Genomic DNA, 17,329 nt, shown 5'->3' on the forward strand with positions numbered 1-17,329 from the left:
CACAGTCGTAGGTGCCTACCCCATCACGAACGGTCAGCCCCCGCACCATCGAGTCCGCGCGGCACCGGTGTCAGCACCGCACCTGCGAGCGGCATCAACGCGCACACCAGGAACGTCGTCCAGTAGTTCGTGGCACCGATCAGCCAACCGAACATCGGTGGGCACACCAACGCGATCACGTTCTGCCCGGTGTTGTGCACGCCCAGCGCCCGTCCCGCCCAGAACGGCCCGGCCAGCTCGGCGGTGGCGGTGAACCCGAGTCCGTTGTCCGCCACCGACACGATCAGGGTGGCCACCAGGGCGGGGACGGCGATCCACGAGTTCAGGACGTCCCCGAGGGCCCACAGCGCGAGCGCGGCCAGCACCAGGTAGGCGATCTGGCGCATCGGTCGCAGCCGGCTGCCCACCCGGTCCGACCACACCCCGACCGCGATCCGCCCGGCCGCCCCGACGACCTGGACCCCCGCGATGAGCTGGCCGGCGACCACCGGATCCCAGTGCCGCTGGCTCATCAGGTAGGTCAAGGCGTACGTCGACGCCAGCATCTGAGGCCCACCCAGCAACGCGCCAACCGCGTGCACCCGCCACAGCACCGGCGTCCGGTACGGCGAACTGGTCTCGCCAGTCGTCCGCGTCGGTCGGGGTGGGTCGACCACGATCAGAACGACCAGCAGCGCCGACACCAGGCACAGCCCGGCCGGTAACAGCAGCGCGGCCCGGAACCCGACGTGGTCGCCGAGCGGCGGCAAACTCACCGCGGCGAGCCCGACACCCAGCGGTTGCGCGGTCTGCCGGATCCCCATGGCCAGACCGCGTTCGTGCACGGCGAACCACCCCATCACCACCCGTCCGCTGGCCGCGTTCACCGAGGCCGCGCCCGCCCCCGCGAGTGCGAGCGTGGCCCCGAGTCCGAACAGCCCGTGGACGAGGGACGCGCCGAGCAGAAGGCCGCCTGCCAACACCATGCCGGTGGTCATCACGACCCGTTCGCCGAACCGGTCGGCGGCGGCACCCCAGATGATGAGTGTGGCCAACAACCCGACCACCGGGGTGCTCGTCAGGGCCGCCGCCCCGGCCAGACCGAGCCCCTCGGACCGCTGGATCTCCGGGATCAGGAACGGCAGCCCGTACAGGAACGAGCACGTCATGGCCTGCGCGGTGATCCCGACAGCCAGGATCAGCCAACGCCGGACACCCATGTGATTAGTTTAGGCAACTATTCCCGTACTCCGGGAGTAGCGTCTTAGATTTTGAGACACCTGAGCCCCATGAACATCGGCAGCCGCCGCCACCGGTCCCATTTCGGACCAGCGTCATCCACCGGCTCAGGCTCCCGAATGGCTTCAATAAGCAGGCCAGCACCCTCAATCGCCTTCGAATACAAGGCGAGCGGCCGATGCCACCCAGCAAAATGCATCCTGAGCCCACCCCGCTCAGCAACGTCATCGAACGGCGCCACCGCCAGATAGGAGCCCGCCAAGTGGAACGGCGCCGCCACGTCCTCCCGGTCGTACCGCACCCCATCCGCCATCGGATGCGTAATGGTGACGCACAACCGCCCACCCGGCCCCAACACCCGCGCGAACTCCTGCAACGCCCCATCGACATCGTCGATGTCCATCAAACTGTTGTACGCCACCAGAAGCCGCACACTGCCATCCTCGAACGGCAGGTCAGTGGCCGTCGCCTGGACATAGGTGCCGTCCGGATGAGCCTCCCGAGCCGCCCGCAACAAAGCCGACACCGGCTCGACACCCGTGATCTCGTATCCGCGCTCAGCCAGATCCCTGGTCAGCCGCCCTTCCCCGCAACCGACCTCCACAGTCAGCCCGTCCGGCGGCGGAAGTATCTCGAAGAAGCTGGCCCGGTAGTACCAGTACGCGTCGAACCCAGGCCGACGAGCCCACTCGATCCAGTTGCCCGCCTGCGATTCCCAGTGCTCAATGTCAGTGGTCACCCAGCCGACACTAGGAACCCTGTCACCCGGATTTCACAGGTCAAGCAACTCGACCGGATCGAACGACATCGCGAACGGCTCACTCACCTCGAACAGCTCACCCACCTGCGCCGACGCCACCAGTTGGTAGCCGTCGGAGGTCAACCGCTGGAGACGCGCGACAGCGAACTTGTCCCGGAGGCTTACCTCGGCGGCCAGGTAGTAAGGAATACCCGCGGCGGCGCAGATGTCTGGTTTGTCGATCCGATCCCGTGTTCGGCTACTCGGCGAAACCAGTTCGCCGACCAACTCGACATCTGTGGCCTCGACCCACACGCCGTCCGCTGGCGTATGGACGACCGCGAAGTCCGGCTGGATCCAACGTTGCGGGGTGAACCGGAGGTTGATCGTTCCGTACAACCGGAGACCAGCCGTCTCCACCGCGTTGCGCACGAGGTGGCCAAGCTTCATTGCCGCGTAGCTGTTGGGTGCGGCTTCGTAGGGGGTCAAGATCAGCTTTCCGTCGACACATTCGTATTTCGCCGGCGGCATGCCTTCGATCGGCAGGTAGCGTTCTGCGAGGTCGGTGGTCCACACGCCATGCAGTTCGACTAACGGGTCGAACGGTCCTCTCATGAGTTCCACAGTATCCCGCGTCGCCCCGGTGATCATGTACACGATCAGTGGGTAACCGGTGCCCCTTCCGGTTTTGGAGCCGCTGGCTGACCCCGTTTCACGGCCGTGAGCAGCAGCTGCGACACGTCCACGACCTCAAGTTGAGGCGACGCCAAGCCCTCGCTCTGCCGGGCGGTGACCCCGTCGCTCAGCATCACGCGGCAGAACGGGCACCCTGTAGCGATCTTTGTCGGCGCGGTGCCGAGGGCCTCGTCGACCCGCTCCACGTTGATACGTTTGCCGATTCGCTCCTCCATCCACATGCGAGCGCCGCCCGCGCCGCAGCACATGGACTGGTCGCCGTGCCGTGGCATCTCCCGCATCGACACGCCGGTGGAGCCGATCAGTTCCCGCGGCGCCTCGTAGACCTTGTTGTGCCGGCCCAGGTAACACGGGTCGTGGTACGTGACGTCCTCGGCGACCGGCGCCACCGGCACCAGACGGCGTTCCCGCACCAGCCGGTTCAGCAGTTGGGTGTGGTGCACGACCTCGAACTTCCCGCCCAGTTCCGGGTACTCGTTGGCGAGCGTGTTGAAGCAGTGCGCGCAGGTCGCGACGATCTTGCGGGTCGCCATTCCCTCGAACACGCCGTTGAGCATCTCGACGTTCTGCTGGGCCAGCATCTGGAACAGGAATTCGTTGCCCGCGCGCCTGGCCGGGTCGCCTGTGCAGGCTTCCGCCGAGCCGAGGACCGCGTACTTCACGCCGGCGATGTGCAGAAGTTCAGCCACCGCACGGGTTGTCTTCTTGGCGCGGTCCTCGAAGGCGCCGGCGCACCCGACCCAGAACAGGTACTCGAAGTCCTGTGAGCCGTCGAAGACGGGCACCTCGAAGTCCAGGCCCTCGGTCCAGGCGAGCCGGTCGCGGGCGTTCTGGCCCCACGGGTTTCCTTTGTTCTCAAGGTTTTTGAACATCCCGTTCAGCTCGCTCGGGAAGCTCGACTCGATCAGCACCTGGTAGCGGCGCATGTCCACGATGTGGTCCACGTGCTCGATGTCGACCGGGCACTGCTCGACGCACGCACCGCACGTCGTGCACGACCACAGCACCTCGGGGTCGATCACGTCGCCGACCAGGGCCATGCCGAGCACGTCCACGTCCGCGTGCGAGTTGTCCGCCAGCAGGTACGGCGCCTTGGCGTACGCGTGGTCGCGCAGTTGCGTGATGACGAGCTTGGGCGACAACGGTTTCCCGGTGTTCCACGCCGGACACTGGGACTGGCAGCGGCCGCACTCGGTACACGTGGTGAAGTCCAGCCAGCCCTTCCAGGAGAAGTCCTCGATCTTGCCGGCGCCGAACACGTCGGTCTCCGGGTCGGCCTCCTCGAAGTCCAGCGGCTTGCCGCCGCTCATCATCGGCTTCAGCGCGCCGAGCGCGACCCCCTCCTCGCGCTTGAAGTAGATGTTGAAGAACGCGGTGAACCGGTGCCACGCCACCCCCATGGTCTGGTTCATTGAGATCACGATCAGCCAGATCATCGCGCTGAAGATCTTCATCGCCGCGAAGACCGACACCAGCACGCCGCTCGCGGGCAGCACCGAGCCGATCAGGTGCGTGACGGGCGCGGCCCACACGGGTGCGTCGAAGTGACCAGCCGCGTACTTGGCTGACCGGATGCCCATCACGCCGAGACCCTCGATCAGCACGATCGCCTCGACGAAATACGCCCGGCCCTGGCGTGACCCGGCGAACCGCGACTGCCTGTCGGCGCGCCGCGGGTGGTTGCGTTGCCGGATCAGGATCAGCGCCAGGATGCCCAGGACCGTGGTCACCCCGAGCAGTTCGACGAACAGGTTGTAGACCGACCACGAGTCGATCAGGGGCAGTTCGAAGGTGGGGTCGAACACCTCGCCGTACGCGGCCACCACGCTCAGGATCAGGCCGCCGAAGCCGGCCATCACGAACCAGTGCGCGACGCCCACGTGGCTCCACTTGAGCATCCTGGTGTGCCCGAGGACCTCTTTCAGCATCGTGCCGAACCGCGCGCGGAACGGGCTGTTGCGGGTCGGGTCCGGCTGGCCGAGTCGGATCGTCGCGATCATCCGGCGCACAGTCCTGGTCGTCAGCACGACCGCGACCGCGGTCAGCAGGACGCACGCGATGCCCAAGATCAGTCCGGTCATAGCCGGGAAGCTAACCGATATTACTCGTCAGTAACTACGGCGGCGTGGCGTGGATCGCACAAATTGGGCTGGTATTGGGACGATCGTCCCGTTAGTTTGGCGGTATGCCTCCGTACCTGCTATTGGCGGTCGCGATCGTGGGCGAGGTGTCCGCCACCACGGCCCTCAAGCTGTCCGAGAACTTCTCCAGGCTCGGGCCCAGCGTCGTCGTGGTGGTCGGCTACCTGGTCGCGTTCGGCGTCCTCGGGAAGCTGCTCAAGGACGGCTTCCCGGTCGGGATCGCCTATGCGATCTGGGCCGCCGCCGGGATCGCCGCGGTCGCGCTGATCGGCGCGCTGTTCCTGAACGAACCGTTCACCTGGACCATGGCGGGCGGGCTGCTGCTCATCATCGGCGGCGTCGTGCTGCTGGAACTGGGGAGGTCGCACTGATCGCGCAGACCGTCGACGGACGCAAGGCCAGAGGTGACCGGCGGCGTCACGAGATCATCAAGGCGACCCTGCGGGTGATCGAACGCGACGGCGTGGCCGGCGTGACCCACCGGACCGTCGCGCGCGAGGCCGGCGTCCCCACGACGTCGACCACGTACCACTTCGCCAGCCTGGAGGACCTGCTCGTCGAGACGCTCAAATGGTGCGCGGACGGCTTCGCCATCGCCGTGCGCGACCTGGTCGAACGGGCCCGGATCCGGGGCAGCCAGGGCGCCCGGGAAGTCGCCGAGATGCTCGTGGAGGCCCTCGGCCCGCAACGCGGCCGGACCATGGCCGAGTACGAGCTGTACCTGTTCGCCGCCCGGCGGCCGGCGTTGCGGCCGGCCGCGCGACTGTGGCTGGACGTGCTCACGAGCCTGGTCCAACACGACGACGAAGTCGCGTTCCGGGCATTTCTGGCAGGCATCGACGGGCTGCTGATGCAGGGCCTGATCGACGACGACCCGCCGACGGTGAACGAACTCCAACCAGTGGTCGCCTATCTGATGCGAGGCCGGGCCGGGACGGCCGCGGACCGGTAGGTTCGACCGGGTGATAGGACTGCCGGATGCCATCAAAGCCCTGCTGTTCGATCTCGACGGAGTGCTGACCGGCACCGCCGAGCTGCATCGCAGGGCGTGGAAGCGGACTTTCGACGAGTTCCTGGCCCACCGCGACGGCCCCGACTTCCGGCCGTTCACCGAACGGGACTACCTGGACTATGTGGACGGACGGCCCCGCGCGGACGGCGTGCGGACGTTCCTCGAGTCGCGGGACATCCACCTGCCCGAGGGCAAAGCGGACGATCCGCCCGGCGACGCCACCGTCAACGGCGTCGGCAACAAGAAGAACGAACTGCTGCTGGCCGTGATCGAGGAAGAAGGCGTCCGGCCGTACCCGGGCTCGCGGCGCTATCTGGAGGCGGCGCGGGACGCCGGCCTGAAGATCGCGGTCGTCACATCGTCGGCCAACGGCGAGGCGGTACTGAAGGCCGCCGACCTGACGCAGTTCGTCCAGGCCAGGGTGGACGGCATCACGATCACGTCGCAGGGGCTGCGCGGCAAGCCGGCGCCGGACTCGTTCCTGGCCGGCGCCAAGGCGTTGGGGGTCGCCGCGAGCGAGGCCGCGGTGTTCGAGGACGCGCTCTCGGGCGTGCGCGCCGGCCGCGCCGGGAACTTCGGGTTCGTGGTCGGCGTGGACCGGGCGAACCAGGCGGACGCGCTGCGTGAGCAAGGCGCCGACGTCGTCGTGGAAGATCTGGCCGAACTGCTGGAGTCGTGAGCATGACCACCACCCCGCGTTACGAGATCGAGCCGTGGCAGCTGCGGTGGCGCGGTCTTGACCTGGACGCCCTGCGGCGGACCGAATCGACCTTCGCGCTGTCGAACGGTCACATCGGACTGCGTGGCACGTTCGAGGAAGGCGAGCCCCGTGGCCTGCCGGGCACCTACCTCAACGGCTTCTACGAGCGGCGCAAACTGCCGTACGCCGAGGCGGGTTACGGCTTCCCTGAGGACGGTCAGACCGTCGTCAACGTGACCGACGGCAAGATCATCCGGCTGCTGGTCGAAGACGAGCCGCTGGACATGCGTTACGGCCAGGCGCCGATGCACGAGCGTGTGCTGGACTTCCGCTCGGGCACGCTCCGGCGGACCACCGAGTGGGTTTCGCCGACCGGGCGGCACATCCGGGTGACGACCGAGCGGCTGGTGTCGTTCACCCAGCGCGCGGTCGCCGCGATCCACTACACCGTCGAGCCGCTCGACGGACCGCTGCAGCTGGTGATCCAGTCGGACCTGCTGGCCAACGAACCGATCCTGTCCCGCACGGAAGACCCGCGCGTGGCCGCGGCCCTGGACAAACCGCTGATCAGTGAGTTCGCGTGGGCAGACGACATGCGTGCCACGTTGTCGCACCACACGCGGACCTCGGGCCTGCGGGTGGCCGCGGCCATGGACCACGAACTGCACCTCGAAGACGACGGCATCCGCTCGGAGATCAAGGCGCTGCCTGACCTCGCGCGGCTGACCGTGGCCGCGGACGTCCCGAAGAACGGCAAGCTCAGCCTCGTCAAGTACCTCGCCTACGGCTGGTCCAGCCAGCGGTCCGCGCCGGCGTTGCGAGCCCAGGTCGACGCGGCCCTGGTCGGCGCGCTGCAGACCGGCTGGCAGGGCCTGCTGGACGAGCAACGGTCCTATTTGGACGACTTCTGGAACACCGCGGACATCGAGATCGACGGCGACGCCGAGCTGCAGCAGGCCGTCCGGTTCGCCCTGTTCCACGTGCTGCAGGCCGGGGCCCGCGGCGAGACCAGGGCGATCCCGGCCAAGGGCCTGACCGGCCCCGGTTACGACGGGCACGCCTTCTGGGACACGGAGTCCTTCGTCCTGCCGGTGCTGACGTACACCATCCCGGAGTCGGCAAGGGACGCCCTGCGCTGGCGTCACTCCACATTGGACAAAGCGCGGGAGCGGGCGAAGACCCTCGGCCAGAAGGGCGCCGCGTTCCCGTGGCGGTCCATCGACGGCGAGGAGTGCTCCGGCTACTGGCCGGCCGGCACAGCCGCGTTCCACGTGAACGCCGACGTCGCCGACGCGGTGATCCGGTACATGAACGCCACCAACGACGCCAGGTTCGAGTCCGAATGCGGCCTGGAACTGCTCGTGGAGACCGCGCGCCTGTGGGCCAGCCTCGGCCACCACGATGCCCACGGCAACTTCAGGATCGACGGCGTCACCGGCCCGGACGAGTACACGGCCATTGTGGACAACAACGTCTACACGAACCTGATGGCCCGCCGTAACCTCCGCGCCGCCGCAGCCGCCGCCGAACGCCATCCCCAAGCGGCACACGAACTCGGTGTGGACGAAGAGGAGACCGCCCGCTGGCGCGACGCGGCCGACGCGATGGTCGTGCTGTACGACGAAGACCTGGGCGTGCACCCGCAAGCGGAGAACTTCACCCACCACGCCCGCTGGGACTTCAAGAACACCCCGCCCGAGGGCTACCCACTGCTGCTCAACTACCCGTACTTCGACCTGTACCGCAAGCAGGTCGTGAAGCAGGCCGACCTGGTGCTGGCGATGCACCTCTGCGGCGACGAGTTCACCGACGAACAGAAAGCCCGGAACGTCGCGTACTACGAAGCCCTGACCGTCCGGGACTCGTCGTTGTCGGCCTGCACCCAAGCAGTGCTGGCCGCCGAGGTCGGCCACCTCGACCTGGCCTACGACTACTTCGCCGAAGCCGCCCTGACCGACCTCCACGACCTGCACGACAACGTCCAGAACGGCCTGCACATAGCGTCCCTGGCCGGCTCCTGGATGGCCGTGGTCGGCGGCTTCGGCGGAATGCGCGACTACCACGGCCACCTGAGCTTCGCACCGAGGCTGCCCAGCGAACTGGCTCGCGTCTCGTTCCGGATGTCCTACCGCGGCACGCGAATCGGCGTACAGGTCTGGCAGGAACACGCGGAGTACCGGCTGCTCTCCGGCGACCCGATCGACCTGGTACATCACGGCGAGGAGTTCAAGCTGGGCACGGACCCGGTCCAACTGACCGTGCCAGCCGCCCCCCGCCGACCGTCCCCCCACCAACCCCACGGCCGCGCCCCAGCCCGCCGCCGCCCAGCCTGACCCACCCCCGTTGGAGTGAAGTCCGTGCGAAAGGCCCCTTCGCACGGACTCACTGTTGTCGAACCTGCTCCCAAGCCCCCATCGGCGATACGCTGGCATCGGGGTCGCCCCCCTGGGAGGGCGGGGGTTTGTCAGTCGCGGAGTAGGGCACGGAAACTGTCGTTGATCTCGGTGAGGTGCTCCGCGACCTGGGCCAGTTTTTCGGCGTCCCAGCCGTGTAGGGCTTCGGCGAGCATGTCGACTTGGCGTCCGCGCCATTCCTCCAGGGTCCGCTCGCCGTCCGGGGTGACGCGTAGCAGCATGACCCGGCCGTCCTCGGGGGCGCGGCGTCGTTCGATCAGGCCGACCTTCTCCAGTTGGGCGGCCTGGCGGCTGACGACGGACGCGTCGACGAAACGTTGCTCGGCCAGGTCGGAGACCCGGGCCTCGCCCCGGTAGGACAGTTCGGCCAGTAGCTTTCCGGCGCCTGGTTGGAGGCGGGACTCCTGCCAGTTGCGCGTGGTCGTCGCGTGCTGAAGCTCGACAAGGGCGCGGATCTGGCGCAGCAGCGCCACATAGTGCTCGGCGGTCGGCTTCATTGCCCTACCTCCACCGCTATTTTGGTTGCTTATAACAACTATATAGGGTCACAGGTCACGGTTGAGCTTGGCGAGTAGGGCAGAAAATGCCGTGATGTCCTCGGTCGACCAGTTGTCGAAAATCGCCCGCAGCCGGGCCCGGCGATCCGCCCGGACCGTGTTCAGGCGTTGGGTCCCCACCGCGGTGAGCTGGACCTGGCGGGCGCGGCCGTCGGTGGGGTCGGCCACGCGTTCGACCAGGCCCAGCTCCTCAAGGCGGGCGATCTGCCGGGACACCGTCGACTTGTCCAGTCCGGTGCGTTCGACCACGTCGGCGGCCCGGACCGGGGAGATGTCGCCGAGGTGCAGCAACATCGAGTAGCAGGCCGCGTCCAACCCGGGGTGGATCTGCGCGGCCAGGGTCAGCGACACGCTCCGGGCCCGGCCGAACAGCACCGACAGCTCGTGTTCCAGGTCATGAGCTGCGGACTCGCGTGGGTGGGACGTGTTCACTACCCGGAAGTCTGCACCACTCCGTGCCACGGTCGCGGCGTGCCCTTGGCGCCGAAGTAGTCACCGGCCTTGCGCTTCACGTCGTCGGTGCCCCAGTCGCGGGTCCGCTCGACCGGCTGCAGCCGGGGGATGTGTTTGCGGCAGTGGATGTATGCCTCTTCGACCTCGACCACCACCCAACGTTCCACGTTGCGGTCGGCGACCAGGTGCGGGAACTCCGACCGCATGGCCGCGTCGTCGACGACCCTGGCCAGGCCGTTGACGTGCAGGCCGATCAGGTCGCGGACGAAGTCCACCAGGAGGATCGCCAGGTGCGGGTTCTCGCTGACGTTGCCGAGGCTGGCGTGGACGCCGTTGCCGCGGTACTCCGGGTAGGCCACGTGCCGGTCGTCGAGCACCTGGATGAAGCCCGGCGGCCCGGCGCGGAACGACGAGTCGCACTCACCCGCGGCGTCCGCGGTGGCGACGAACGCCATGTCCATCCGGCCGATGAACTCGATCATCGCGTCGTTCAGGTGATCGAGCAGTTGGTCGTTGTAGAACTTCTTGGCACGGTCACGGCTGCCGTAGGCGCATTGGAGGAGATGTTCACCACGGGACCCGGGGAGGCGTTCCGACTCGCTGTCGGCGAGCGGGTCGACGACCGAGGTCGCCGGCTCGTGCTCGGCGAGTTCCAGGTCCAACAGGTGCGCCTCGGCGGTGCCGGTCGGGGTCGGGGTTGCGGAAGGCACGCGGGTAACAGTTTCATATCGGGGGTGGGTGGCACAGGTCGCCCACCCGGTATCAGCCGGACGAGGGACAAGGTCGGACTTTCTGTGACCCACGAGTACACGAAGGTGGTATCAAGGCGGACATGGCACGAGAATCGGGTTAGTGTCCAACCCTGTCGGGGGATGGACGCATGAGAACAGTGACGTCGAACACGACGTCTTAGCCAGAGGTTGGAGTCCGTGCCCCGACCATGACCGCAAACGCACTAGTGAGCCCGATACCACAGACACCCAGATCCGCGGCCACACCTTCGAGATCCGCGGACGCCGCGTCCGGCGCGGCCGCGATGGTCCGGCTGGTTCGCGAGAGCTTCGCCGTAGTGGAGCCGCACGCGGACGACGTGGCCAGGTTCTTCTACGGGATGCTGTTCAGCCTGTCGCCGGGCGCGCGGGAGATGTTCCCCGCCAACATGGAGGTGCAGCGGTCCCGGCTGTTACGGGCGCTGGTGCACATCGTGCAGCTGGTCGACCGCCCGGACGACCTGGTTCCGTTCCTCCGCCAGCTCGGGCGCGACCACCGCAAGTTCGGTGTGATCAGCGCCCACTACGAGGCCGTCGGCACAGCCCTGATCGCCGGGGTGAAGAAGTACTCCGGCAAGTCCTGGACCGACGAGATCGAACGCGCGTGGGCCGAGGCGTACACGATCATGGCCCGCGCGATGCTGGAGGCCGCCAACGCCGAGGACGGCCCCGCCTGGTGGCCCGCCACCGTCATCGACCACCGGCCGTTGAGCTGGGACCTCGCCGTGGTCACGGTCCGGCCCGACCACCCGATCCCCTACCAGCCCGGCCAGTACCTGAGCGTGGAGTGCCCGCACCGGCCCCGGCTGTGGCGTTACCTGTCCCCGGCCAACGCGCCGCGCGAGGACGGGTCGATCGAGTTCCATGTCCGCAACGTCGACGGCGGCTGGGTCAGCCGCGCCATCGTCCGGCACACCCGGCCCGGCGAGGTGTGGCGGGTCGGCCCGCCGATGGGCCGGATGCGGGTGGACCGCGAGAACGGCCGGGACCTGGTGATGGTCGCCGGCGGCACCGGTCTGGCGCCGATGCGGGCGATCATCGACGAGCTCGGCCAATGGGGCGAGAACCCGCGCGTGCACCTGTTCTACGGCGGACGCGTCCAGGAAGACCTGTACGACCTGAAAAACCTGCAGCACCTCGCGTCCAGCAACCCGTGGCTGACCGTGGTGCCCGTGCTGGAGTCCGAGCCGGACGCCAGCGGGGTCGAGCACGGCACCCTGGCCGACGTGGTGACCCGCTACGGCGCCTGGGCCGAACGGGACGTGCTGGTGAGCGGGTCGCCAGGGATGATCCGGTCAACGGTGTCCCGCATGCTCGTCGCGGGAACACCGCTGGACCACATCACCTACGACCCGTTCACGCTGGACTGAGCGCCCCGGTCACCCGGTGGTCGTCAGCGTCGTGGCTGCGGTTTCCAGACAACCAAAGCTGTTTGGCGGCGGACGGGGACCAGTTCGTGCCGATACGACTTGTGGATGGCGGCCGCCGCCTGCTCGGCCGCAGCGTAGGCCGCGGCCAGTTCCTCGGCGAGTTCATGCACGCGCGCCTGCAGCGCGTCGACCTGGTTCTCCAGTTGGATGATCCGCTTGACGCCAGCCAGGTTCACGCCCTCCTCCTGGGAGAGCCGCTGCACCTCACGCAGCACGGCGATGTCGCGCATGGAGTACCGGCGCCCGCCGCCTGACGTGCGGCCAGGGGACACCAGGCCGAGCCGGTCGTAGCTGCGCAGGGTCTGTGCGTGCAGGCCGGACAGTTGGGCCGCCACCGAGATCACGAAGATCGGGGTGTCCTCGTCGGCGTTGGCCGGGAAGGGGACTCCGCTGGGGAACGAGATCATCATCCGGTCCTCTGGTTCAGCAACGCGGTCAGCTCCGGTCGCGGATCCTCGCCGGCGGTGGCCTGTGCGTACGCCTCCAGTGCGGCCTTGGCCTCCGCGTTCAGCTTGGCCGGCACCGCCGCCTGCACAGTCACGAGCAGATCGCCGGTGGCGCCCTCACGTTTGACGACGCCCTTGCCGCGCACCCGGAACACCCGCCCGTTGGCCGTGCCCGGCGCGACCCGCAAGGTCACCTTGCCGTCCAGGGTCGGCACCGTCAACGTGCTGCCCAGCGCCAGTTCCTGGAACGTCACCGGCACCGTGATGGTGATGTCGTTGCTGGAGCGGCCGAAAACGGCGTGCGGGGTCACGTGCACGCGGACGTACAAGTCACCCGCATGGCCGCCGTTCTGACCCGGTTCACCTTGCTCGGCCAACCGGATCTTCTGGTCGTCCTCCACCCCCGGCGGGATGCGCACGGTCAGCGTCCGGCTCTTGGTGCTGACCCCGTCGCCGCCGCACTCCGGGCACGGGTCGTCCACGATCCGGCCGGTGCCCCGGCAGTCCCGGCACGGCTCGCTGAACGCGAACGCGCCCTGGCTGCGGTTGATCAGGCCGGCGCCGTTGCAGGTCGGACAGGTCCGCGGGGACGTGCCCGGCCGGGCGCCCGAGCCGGCGCAGGTGCCGCAGGTGGACGGGCTGGACAGCCGCAACGGGACCGTGGCGCCTTTGACCGCCTCCAGGAAATCGATCCTGACCTCGGTCTCCACGTCCGCGCCACGGCGTGGGCGGCCGGCCGCCGTGCCCTGGCCGCGGCGGCCGAACAAGCCGCCGAGGATGTCGCCGAGCCCGCTGAAGCCGCCGCCGGCCTGGTTGGCGTTGCCGAACAGGTCGCCCATGTCGAAGTTGCCGCCGCCGCCACCGCCGAAGCCGCGCAGCCCGCCGGTGCCGAACAGCCGGCGGGCTTCGTCGTACTGCTTGCGTTTCTCCGGGTCGCCCAGGACGCCGTACGCCTCGGAGACCGCCTTGAACCGCGCCTCCGCCTCGGCGTTGCCCGGGTTGGCGTCCGGGTGCAGCTCGCGGGCGAGCTTGCGGTACGCCTTCTTCAGCTCGTCGTCCGTGGCGCTGGACGAGACGCCCAGCTCGCGGTAGAAGTCCTTGTCGATCCAGTCCCTCGCACTCACCGGACGTCCCCTCCTCTCCTGCTCTTATCGCTGTTCGTCCGACTCGCCATCAGACGGCTCGATCCACTCCGCTTCAACGGGTTTCTGCTCTTCCGCCTCGTGATCCGTGACGGCGACCAGCGCGGGACGCAGCGTGCGCTCGCCGAACCGGTAGCCGCGGCGCAGCACCGCGGTGACCGTCGGGCCGGACACGTCCGAGGACGTACCGTGCTGCACCGCCTCGTGCACGGCCGGGTCGAACGGTTCGTTCTCGTGTCCGAACGGTTCGAGTCCGACTCGTTGCACAGTCGCGATCAGCTTGTCCGCCACCGACTTGAACGCGCCGGTCAGGTCGCCGTGCGCGGCCGCCCGCTCGATGTCGTCGAGCACACCCAGCAGTTCCGAGGCCACCGACGCCTTGGCGTTGGCGATGACGCCTTCCCGGTCGCGGTCCACCCGCTTGCGGTAGTTGGCGTACTCCGCCTGCAGCCGCTGCAGGTCCGCGGTGCGCTCGTCGAGTTGGGCCTGCAGCAGGGCCTCCCCGAGGATCTCGGCCTCGATCGGCGGCTGCGCCGCTGGCGCCTCGCCGTCCACGACGGCGCCCGCCTCGTCGGCGGGCACCTCCTCGGCGGCCTCGGGCACTGACCGGACCTCCCCACTCTCGGGGTCTATCCGGCGACGGTCGCGCACGACCACACGCGGCTCCTCACCGGTTCCGTTGGTGGGTTGCTGGTCAGTCACTTCTTGTCGCCCTCGTCGACGATCTCGGCGTCAACCACGTCGTCCTGCGGCGGGGTCGACGACCCGGCCGAGCCGCCACCGGCGGCACCCTGGGCGGCGTTGGCGTTGGCGTACATGGCCTGGCCCATCGCCTGCGACTCCTGGGAGAGCTTCTCGACCGCGGCCTTGATCGTGGCCGTGTCCTCGCCCTTGAGCGCCTCGTTGGCCTCGGCGATCGCGGCGGTGACCTTCTCCTTGGCGTCCGCCGGGACCTTGTCCTCGTTGTCCTTCAAGAACTTCTCGGTCTGGTACACCAGCGTCTCGGCCTGGTTGCGGGTGTCGGCCTCGTCGCGGCGGCGCTTGTCCTCCTCCGCGTGCGCCTCGGCGTCCTTGACCATCCGGTCGATGTCCTCCTTGGGCAGCGCCGAGCCGCCGGTGATGGTCATCGACTGCTCCTTGCCGGTGCCCAGGTCCTTCGCGGACACGTGCACGATGCCGTTCGCGTCGATGTCGAAGGTGACCTCGATCTGCGGCACGCCACGCGGCGCCGGCGGCAGTCCGGTCAGGTCGAACGTGCCGAGCTTCTTGTTGTGCACGGCGAACTCGCGCTCACCCTGGAACACCTGGATGCCCACGGTGGTCTGGTTGTCGTCGGCGGTGGAGAAGATCTCCGAACGCTTGGTCGGGATGGTCGTGTTCCGCTCGATCAGCTTGGTGAACACGCCGCCCTTGGTCTCGATGCCGAGCGACAGCGGGGTCACGTCGAGCAGCAGGACGTCCTTGACCTCGCCCTTGAGCACACCGGCCTGCAGCGCGGCGCCGACGGCGACGACCTCGTCCGGGTTGACGCCCTTGTTCGGCTCCTTGCCGCCGAGCAGCTCCTTGACCAGGTCGGTGACGGCGGGCATCCGGGTGGAGCCGCCGACGAGCACCACGTGGTCGATGTCGGCGACGTTGATGCTGGCGTCCTTGATCACGTTGTTGAACGGCGCCCGGGTGCGGTCCAACAGGTCCGTGGTGATCCGCATGAACTCCGCACGGGTCAGCGTCTCGTCCAGGAACAGCGGGTTCTTGTCCGCGTCCACCGTGATGTACGGCAGGTTGATGTTGGCGCTGCTCGAACTGGACAGCTCGATCTTCGCCTTCTCCGCGGCCTCCCGGATCCGCTGCAGCGCCATCTTGTCCTTGGTCAGGTCGATGCCGCTGGACTGCTTGAACTTGTCCACCAGCCAGTCGACGATCCGCTGGTCCCAGTCGTCGCCACCGAGGTGGTTGTCACCGCTGGTCGCCCGGACCTCGACCACGCCGTCGCCGATCTCCAGCAGGGACACGTCGAACGTGCCGCCGCCGAGGTCGAAGACCAGGATGGTCTGCTCCTTCTCGCCCTTGTCCAGGCCGTACGCCAGGGCGGCCGCGGTCGGCTCGTTCACGATCCGCAGCACGTTCAGGCCGGCGATCTGGCCGGCTTCCTTGGTGGCCTGCCGCTGCGCGTCCTCGAAGTACGCGGGCACCGTGATCACCGCGTCGGTGATCTGCTCGCCCAGGTACGCCTCCGCGTCCCGCTTGAGCTTCATCAGTACCCGCGCGCTGATCTCCTGCGCGGTGTAGCTCTTGCCGTCGATCTGGGCGGTCTTCCAGTCGCTGCCGATGTGCCGCTTGACCGAACGGATGGTGCGGTCCACGTTGGTGACCGCCTGGTTCTTCGCCGGCTGTCCGACGAGCACCTCGCCGTTCTTGGCGAAGGCGACGATGGACGGGGTCGTCCGCGAACCCTCGGAGTTGGCGATGACCGTCGGCTCACCGCCTTCGAGAACGGCGACGACAGAGTTGGTCGTCCCCAGGTCGATGCCGACCGCTCGCGCCATTTCAATCCTCCTGGTATGTGTCCTTGAGCCTGTTGCGCTCAAGTCTGCTCCGAGAGGACTTTGCCAGTCAAACCAGACTTGAGCGGATCCCGCTCAACCTTCCTGACAAGGCCAACGAGCGTGCGTCCGGGTTTGTTCCCGACCCGGCTCAGCTGTAGTCAACGGTCACGTCGCCGCTGTTCGCCTGCAGTTCCATGACGGTCGAGGCATTGGGGTCGGTGGCCACGTTGACCCGTTGGTCGCCGCTGGACGTCGTGACCGACGTCTTGTACGGGGTGCCCTTCGGCACGTTGACCCGGATGTCCCCGCTGGACGCGGTCACCTTCACGTTCTGGCTGGCCGCCATGGTGAGCGTCACATCCCCGGACGAGCTCTGCACCGAGGTCTTCCCACTCAGTCCGGTGCCGACGACGCTGCCCGACCGGGCGACGACCGTGGCGTCCCCCTTGACGTCAGTCAGCCGGACATCCCCCGAACTGGCCTCCACCACGGCCGACTGCCCGAGCCCGGACAACTCCGCCCGCCCCGAACTGACCTTCACGGTGACCGGTCCGGCGACATCACGCACGGTGATGTTGCCGGAGCCGGCCTGCACCCCCACCTCCGACATGCCCGTCAGCTCGATCTCCCCCGACCCGACCTCCCCCATGACCTTGGCACCGGCGGCCAGGACCACGTCGTAGTCGATCGAGCAGTTGCGGATCTTGCAGTCCTCCAACACCAACGTGTCCCCCTCGAAGTGGGAGGTCTGCGCGGGCTTGTCGTTCTGGTAATACACCGTGCGGTGCACCCCCGGCTTCGCGCCGACACTGATGTGCACCCGGCCCGAACCGTTCTCGATCCGAACCGCCGACACCGTCTGCTGGACGGCGTTGTCGTCGCTGAACTGCTGCGACGCCACCCGGAAGCCGCACCCGGACAGCACCAGCGTGCCCACCCCGATCGCGCAGACCCCCACCACAACACGTCGACGAGACATTCCTGGCTCTCCGCTCATCAGCTCCGGTCCTTGACGCTCCGAAAACTACGAGCCAACGTCCGCGCGGGCATCGGGGACCACCCCGA

At 68.1% G+C, this 17,329-nt stretch carries 17 protein-coding genes; 5 read left to right on the forward strand and 12 right to left on the reverse strand.

The genetic code is table 11. The features are described from left to right. Window positions 1–23 precede the first annotated feature (23 nt). Genes EV192_RS02945 through EV192_RS02960 form a run of 4 tightly spaced genes read right to left on the reverse strand, consistent with a single transcriptional unit; the run spans window position 24 to window position 4,734 of the window. Entirely contained in the window at window positions 24–1,199 is a 1,176-nt protein-coding gene (locus EV192_RS02945; protein WP_132110801.1) for an MFS transporter, read from the reverse strand. A 44-nt stretch (window positions 1,200–1,243) separates the two neighbouring features. Next, window positions 1,244–1,957 carry a class I SAM-dependent methyltransferase gene (locus EV192_RS02950; RefSeq protein ID WP_132110803.1) on the reverse strand — a complete coding sequence of 238 codons (714 nt, stop codon included), beginning with the start codon at window positions 1,955–1,957 and terminating at the stop codon, window positions 1,244–1,246. Between the two features lie 33 nt (window positions 1,958–1,990). Further along, window positions 1,991–2,572, reverse strand: a complete 582-nt coding sequence (locus EV192_RS02955) for a Uma2 family endonuclease (RefSeq protein WP_132110805.1) — start codon at window positions 2,570–2,572, stop codon at window positions 1,991–1,993. 44 nt (window positions 2,573–2,616) lie between these two features. Further along, window positions 2,617–4,734 (reverse strand): (Fe-S)-binding protein, encoded by a 2,118-nt coding sequence (locus EV192_RS02960; RefSeq protein ID WP_132110807.1) that lies wholly within the window; start codon window positions 4,732–4,734, stop codon window positions 2,617–2,619. 104 nt (window positions 4,735–4,838) lie between these two features. Between EV192_RS02960 and EV192_RS02965 the strand changes: the two genes are divergently transcribed. The 4 genes from EV192_RS02965 to EV192_RS02980 are packed head-to-tail and all read left to right on the forward strand — an operon-like array spanning window position 4,839 to window position 8,839. After that, on the forward strand, window positions 4,839–5,165 hold the full coding sequence (locus EV192_RS02965; RefSeq protein ID WP_132110809.1) for a DMT family transporter: 327 nt from the start codon (window positions 4,839–4,841) through the stop codon (window positions 5,163–5,165). Continuing rightward, on the forward strand, window positions 5,165–5,746 hold the full coding sequence (locus tag EV192_RS02970) for a TetR/AcrR family transcriptional regulator (protein WP_132112919.1): 582 nt from the start codon (window positions 5,165–5,167) through the stop codon (window positions 5,744–5,746). Before EV192_RS02965 ends, EV192_RS02970 begins: the two co-directional genes overlap by 1 nt. A gap of 10 nt (window positions 5,747–5,756) precedes the next feature. Next, window positions 5,757–6,485: an HAD family hydrolase gene (locus EV192_RS02975; RefSeq protein WP_207925865.1), complete on the forward strand. Its 729-nt coding sequence runs from the start codon at window positions 5,757–5,759 to the stop codon at window positions 6,483–6,485. 2 nt (window positions 6,486–6,487) lie between these two features. Continuing rightward, entirely contained in the window at window positions 6,488–8,839 is a 2,352-nt protein-coding gene (locus tag EV192_RS02980) for a glycoside hydrolase family 65 protein (protein ID WP_132110811.1), read from the forward strand. Window positions 8,840–8,970: 131 nt separating this feature from the next. On the opposite strand, the gene EV192_RS02985 is transcribed toward EV192_RS02980, so the two are convergent. Genes EV192_RS02985 through EV192_RS02995 form a run of 3 tightly spaced genes read right to left on the reverse strand, consistent with a single transcriptional unit; the run spans window position 8,971 to window position 10,640 of the window. Next, the gene (locus tag EV192_RS02985) at window positions 8,971–9,417 is read right to left on the reverse strand and encodes a MarR family winged helix-turn-helix transcriptional regulator (RefSeq protein WP_132110813.1); all 447 of its coding nucleotides are present in this window, start codon (window positions 9,415–9,417) and stop codon (window positions 8,971–8,973) included. Window positions 9,418–9,465: 48 nt separating this feature from the next. Next, the gene (locus EV192_RS02990) at window positions 9,466–9,909 is read right to left on the reverse strand and encodes a MarR family winged helix-turn-helix transcriptional regulator (RefSeq protein WP_132110815.1); all 444 of its coding nucleotides are present in this window, start codon (window positions 9,907–9,909) and stop codon (window positions 9,466–9,468) included. Beyond that, window positions 9,909–10,640: a pyridoxamine 5'-phosphate oxidase family protein gene (locus EV192_RS02995; protein ID WP_132110817.1), complete on the reverse strand. Its 732-nt coding sequence runs from the start codon at window positions 10,638–10,640 to the stop codon at window positions 9,909–9,911. The genes EV192_RS02990 and EV192_RS02995 overlap by 1 nt, the downstream gene beginning before the upstream one ends. 230 nt (window positions 10,641–10,870) lie before the next feature. Between EV192_RS02995 and EV192_RS03000 the strand changes: the two genes are divergently transcribed. Further along, a complete protein-coding gene (locus tag EV192_RS03000; RefSeq protein ID WP_207925866.1) occupies window positions 10,871–12,070 on the forward strand; it encodes an FAD-binding oxidoreductase in 1,200 nt (399 codons plus the stop codon). 23 nt (window positions 12,071–12,093) lie between these two features. Here the strand turns inward: EV192_RS03000 and EV192_RS03005 are convergent, their stop codons facing one another. From EV192_RS03005 to EV192_RS03025, 5 genes are all read right to left on the reverse strand, one after another. Then, window positions 12,094–12,537, reverse strand: a complete 444-nt coding sequence (locus EV192_RS03005; RefSeq protein WP_132110819.1) for a heat shock protein transcriptional repressor HspR — start codon at window positions 12,535–12,537, stop codon at window positions 12,094–12,096. Then, a complete protein-coding gene (dnaJ, locus tag EV192_RS03010) occupies window positions 12,537–13,700 on the reverse strand; it encodes a molecular chaperone DnaJ (protein ID WP_132110821.1) in 1,164 nt (387 codons plus the stop codon). The genes EV192_RS03005 and dnaJ overlap by 1 nt, the downstream gene beginning before the upstream one ends. A gap of 24 nt (window positions 13,701–13,724) precedes the next feature. Next, window positions 13,725–14,420, reverse strand: coding sequence for a nucleotide exchange factor GrpE (gene grpE, locus EV192_RS03015; RefSeq protein ID WP_132110823.1), 696 nt, complete (start codon window positions 14,418–14,420; stop codon window positions 13,725–13,727). Continuing rightward, window positions 14,417–16,264 carry a molecular chaperone DnaK gene (gene dnaK / locus EV192_RS03020; protein WP_132110825.1) on the reverse strand — a complete coding sequence of 616 codons (1,848 nt, stop codon included), beginning with the start codon at window positions 16,262–16,264 and terminating at the stop codon, window positions 14,417–14,419. Before dnaK ends, grpE begins: the two co-directional genes overlap by 4 nt. A 148-nt stretch (window positions 16,265–16,412) precedes the next feature. Next, the gene (locus tag EV192_RS03025) at window positions 16,413–17,243 is read right to left on the reverse strand and encodes a DUF4097 family beta strand repeat-containing protein (protein ID WP_165960185.1); all 831 of its coding nucleotides are present in this window, start codon (window positions 17,241–17,243) and stop codon (window positions 16,413–16,415) included. Between the last annotated feature and the right edge of the window lie 86 nt (window positions 17,244–17,329).

It is taken from the genome of Actinocrispum wychmicini (assembly GCF_004345645.1).
Lineage (GTDB): Bacteria > Actinomycetota > Actinomycetes > Mycobacteriales > Pseudonocardiaceae > Kibdelosporangium > Kibdelosporangium wychmicini.